This window comes from Polaromonas sp. P1_G4 (assembly GCF_056405475.1).
Genome location: NZ_JBFUCA010000471.1, coordinates 1 through 3379, shown reverse-complemented (window position 1 = coordinate 3379; position 3379 = coordinate 1). Strand labels below are relative to the sequence as shown.

The 3379-nt window shown below is 63.1% G+C and carries 4 protein-coding genes; 1 reads left to right on the top strand and 3 read right to left on the bottom strand.

Annotated features, from left to right (window positions below; all coding sequences use genetic code 11):
- Positions 1-317 (top strand): bifunctional hydroxymethylpyrimidine kinase/phosphomethylpyrimidine kinase (locus AC1D1X_RS18930; protein ID WP_477698886.1); only part of this gene is annotated, 317 nt, incomplete at its 5' end.
- On the opposite strand, the gene AC1D1X_RS18925 is transcribed toward AC1D1X_RS18930, so the two are convergent.
- The 3 genes from AC1D1X_RS18925 to fdxA all read right to left on the bottom strand — a co-directional run.
- Complete coding sequence (locus tag AC1D1X_RS18925) at positions 301-1599, bottom strand: purine-cytosine permease family protein (protein ID WP_477670837.1); 1299 nt, start codon at positions 1597-1599, stop codon at positions 301-303. The genes AC1D1X_RS18930 and AC1D1X_RS18925 overlap by 17 nt on opposite strands.
- Positions 1600-1886: 287 nt before the next feature.
- Complete coding sequence (locus AC1D1X_RS18920) at positions 1887-2990, bottom strand: NAD(P)/FAD-dependent oxidoreductase (RefSeq protein WP_477670836.1); 1104 nt, start codon at positions 2988-2990, stop codon at positions 1887-1889.
- A 98-nt stretch (positions 2991-3088) separates the two neighbouring features.
- Positions 3089-3379 (bottom strand): ferredoxin FdxA (gene fdxA, locus AC1D1X_RS18915; RefSeq protein WP_477698885.1); only part of this gene is annotated, 291 nt, incomplete at its 5' end.

The following is a 3379-nucleotide window of genomic DNA, read 5'->3' as shown; positions in this document are numbered from 1 at the left end:
GCGCCGTGCTGCTCAAGGGCGGGCATTTGCCCGGCGACGTGGTCAGCGATTTACTGGTCACGCAAAATGGCGAACTGCACTGGATGCGCGGGCCGCGCATTCCCAGCCCCAACACCCACGGCACCGGTTGCACGTTGTCGTCTGCGATTGCCGCGCACCTGGCGTTGGGGCACCCTCTGCTGGAGGCCGTGCAGCTCGCACGTGCCTATGTGCGCGCAGCGCTGGAGGCCGGTGCGCGGGTGCGTACAGGTGCCGGTGGCGGGCCGCTGAACCACGGCCACGCGCCCATCGCGATGCGGCTCAAGCCGCTGCGGTAATACCGGAGCGGCCGCTGCGGGTGAGGCGTGCCAATGCAAAAGTCAGCACCAGCGTTGGTAGCGCTGCACCCCACTCGGGCGCAAATTTCGCGCACAGGTGATAACACGCAATGCCCAGCACCCAGATCGCGACGGCGCTGGGATTCACCTTGCGTTCGGCCACCAGCGAAGCGATATCGGACGTGCCGGCCAGCCGCGCCAGAATCACGCCGTACAAGGGCACAAAGACCGAACTGAGCATCAACAAAAAAGGCTCCAGGCTGTGCATGGGCAGCACCAGCGCCAGCGCAGTGCACAGCAGGGCCAGCCCCACGCCCCAGCGCCGCACGCTCCAGGCCGGTTTCAGGCTGTGGCCGGCCACCGAGCCCGAATAGAGATCGCCATACGCGTTGTCGACCTCATCGATCAGGATCAGCCCCAGCGCGATCAGGCCGCCTTGCGCCAGCAGCAGCGCGGCGACCAGGTCGGTACTGGGCGCCGTGATAGCGACGAGCACGCCCAGCGCATAGCACCAGATATTGGCGACGGCATAGCCCATCCAGGTGCCGCGCAGCGCGGCTTTTCCATCGCGTCCATGGCGCGCGAAATCGGCCACGAGGGGTAACCACGACACCGGCATTGCGATCACCAGGTCGAGTGCGGACAGCGTGCTCATGCCGCCTTCGCCGGGCCGCATCCACAGCGCGCTCAGTCCTTGGGCATTGGCCTTGGCCAGGAATTGCCAGCTCAACCACAGCAGCGAGGCGATGACCAGCGGCAGGCCATAACGGCCTATGAATTTGCGCACCAGTTTCACCATGGAGCCTGAGAGCAGCGTCAGCAGCACCGCACCCCACAGCAGGGTAGCGAGAAGGGGCCACAAGGCTCCGGTAAAGCCGCCCGACTGGCGCGCAATGGCCATGGTGCCGTCGCGCATCACCACAAGCTCAAACGTGGTCCAGCCGATGAGCTGCACGATGTTGAGCAGCACCGGCAGGCGCGCAAAGCTGCTGCCATAGGTGGCATGCATCAGCCCGGCGCTGGAAAGCCCGCTGTCGCAGCCGATCCTGGCCGTCCAGGCCAGCAAGCCGGCGCCAAGTACCGAGCCGCAAACGATCACCAGCAAGGCTGTCTGGGTGCCAACGGCCGGCACCAGGTAGGCGCCGATCTGCATGACCAGCAGGCCCACCCCGAGGCTGAGCCAGAGCGCAGCATGGTCGCTCCAGCCGAACAGGCGGTCACTGGAGGGCAATGGCGCAAGCGCGGTGTTGCCGGCGGCGGCAGAAGTAGAAGTCGTGGTCATCAGCAGTTCCGATCATCGATGCCAGGTCGGCCTGCTTGAAGCCCGAAAGAACAGCGGGCATCCGGAACATGCTTCCCTGCGCGAGGATTACCTCAAATCAGGTTCAAAGGGACTTTCTCAGCCACCGCAATTCGCGCGACGAATTGCAGCAACACTCCCAGCGAAAGCGCCTATGCAGACGCCAGCCAAATTGTAGGGTGATTCCGGGGCGGGCCTATTGCGTAAGCCGTACAGGCAACAAAAAGCCCGCACGCGGCGGGCTTTCAGGTGGAGCGAGCCAGTTCGGCTCAGTCGTCAAACACCGGCGATTCAACGCCCAGCACCTTGTGCAGTTTCGGGCTGGTCGTGGTGTATTGCAGGTGGATCTTCTTGTCCGGGAAGATCAAGGGAGCCGCGCCAAAAGCTGCCAGCGCGCACTCATGGAAGCCGCTGAGGATCAGCTTCTTCTTGCCGGGGTAGGTGTTGATGTCGCCGACTGCAAAAATGCCCGGAACATTGGTGGAAAACTTCTCGGTGTCTACCTTGAGCTGCTTGCGCTCGATGTCCAGGCCCCAGTTGGCGATCGGTCCGAGCTTGGGTGACAGGCCGAAGAACACCAGCAGCACGTCCAGCGGGACGACACGCGTCACGCCGTCGGAGCCGGTGACCTTGGCGCCGGTCAGCTTGCCGTCTTTTTCTTCGTAGCCGGTGATCTGGCCCACGATGAACTGCATCTCGTAGGCGTCGCAAAGCTCGCGCATTTTGGCCACGCTGGCAGGCGCCGCCTGGAAGCCGTCGCGGCGGTGGATCAGGATCACGCTCTCGGCCTTGTTCGGGCCCTCGGCGACAAAGTTCAGCGTCCAGTCAAGCGCGGAATCGCCGCCGCCCACAATCACCAGGTTCTTGCCGGCAAAGTCGGCGGGGCTCTTCACGCGGTAAAACAGCTGGCTTTCGTCAAATTTCTCCAGGCCGTCCACGCGCAGCAGCTTGGGCTGGAAGGCACCCACACCGGCTGCGATGAAAATGGTTTTGGTCAGGAAGCGCGTGCCTTTTGACGTTTCGACAAAGAAGCGGCCGTCCTGCTGCTTTTCAACCACGCTGACTTCCTGGCCGAAATGAAAGGTCGCGCCAAAGGGTTCGATCTGCTTGAGCAGGTTGTCGGTCAGCTCCTTGCCGGTGCACACGGGCACGGCCGGAATGTCGTAAATCGGCTTGTCGGGGTAAAGCTCAATGCACTGGCCGCCCGGGTAGGCCAGCGAGTCGATCACATGGGCCTTGATCTCAAGCAGGCCGAGCTCAAACACCTGAAACAGGCCTACGGGCCCGGCGCCCACAATCACCGCATCGGTTTCGATGGGGCCGTCGTGCTGCGCTGCGGTATTGATCACTTCTTGGTTCAGTTGAGGTTCCATGGTTCCTGGGGCGCTTTGCAACGCGCGTGGCGGCTCGGGGAGGGCGAGGTGCCGGTGGCTTCAGGCCGGATAAGCCGAATGAACCGGCTTAGTAGGGCTTAGCGGACCAATTCGGACAGTTTGCCCGTCTTGTCTTTCCATTCCTCGGCGTCGGGCAGGGCATCCTTGCGCTTGGTGATGCTTTTCCAGCCTGCAGCGCGGCTCAATTCCACATTGAGCTGAATGAATGCAACCTGGTCGGCCGGCACGTCTTCCTCGGCGTAGATGGCATTGACCGGGCACTCGGGGATGCAGACGGCGCAGTCGATGCATTCGTCCGGATCGATCACCAGCATGTTGGGGCCTTCCCGGAAGCAATCCACGGGGCAGACATCCACACAGTCGGTGTA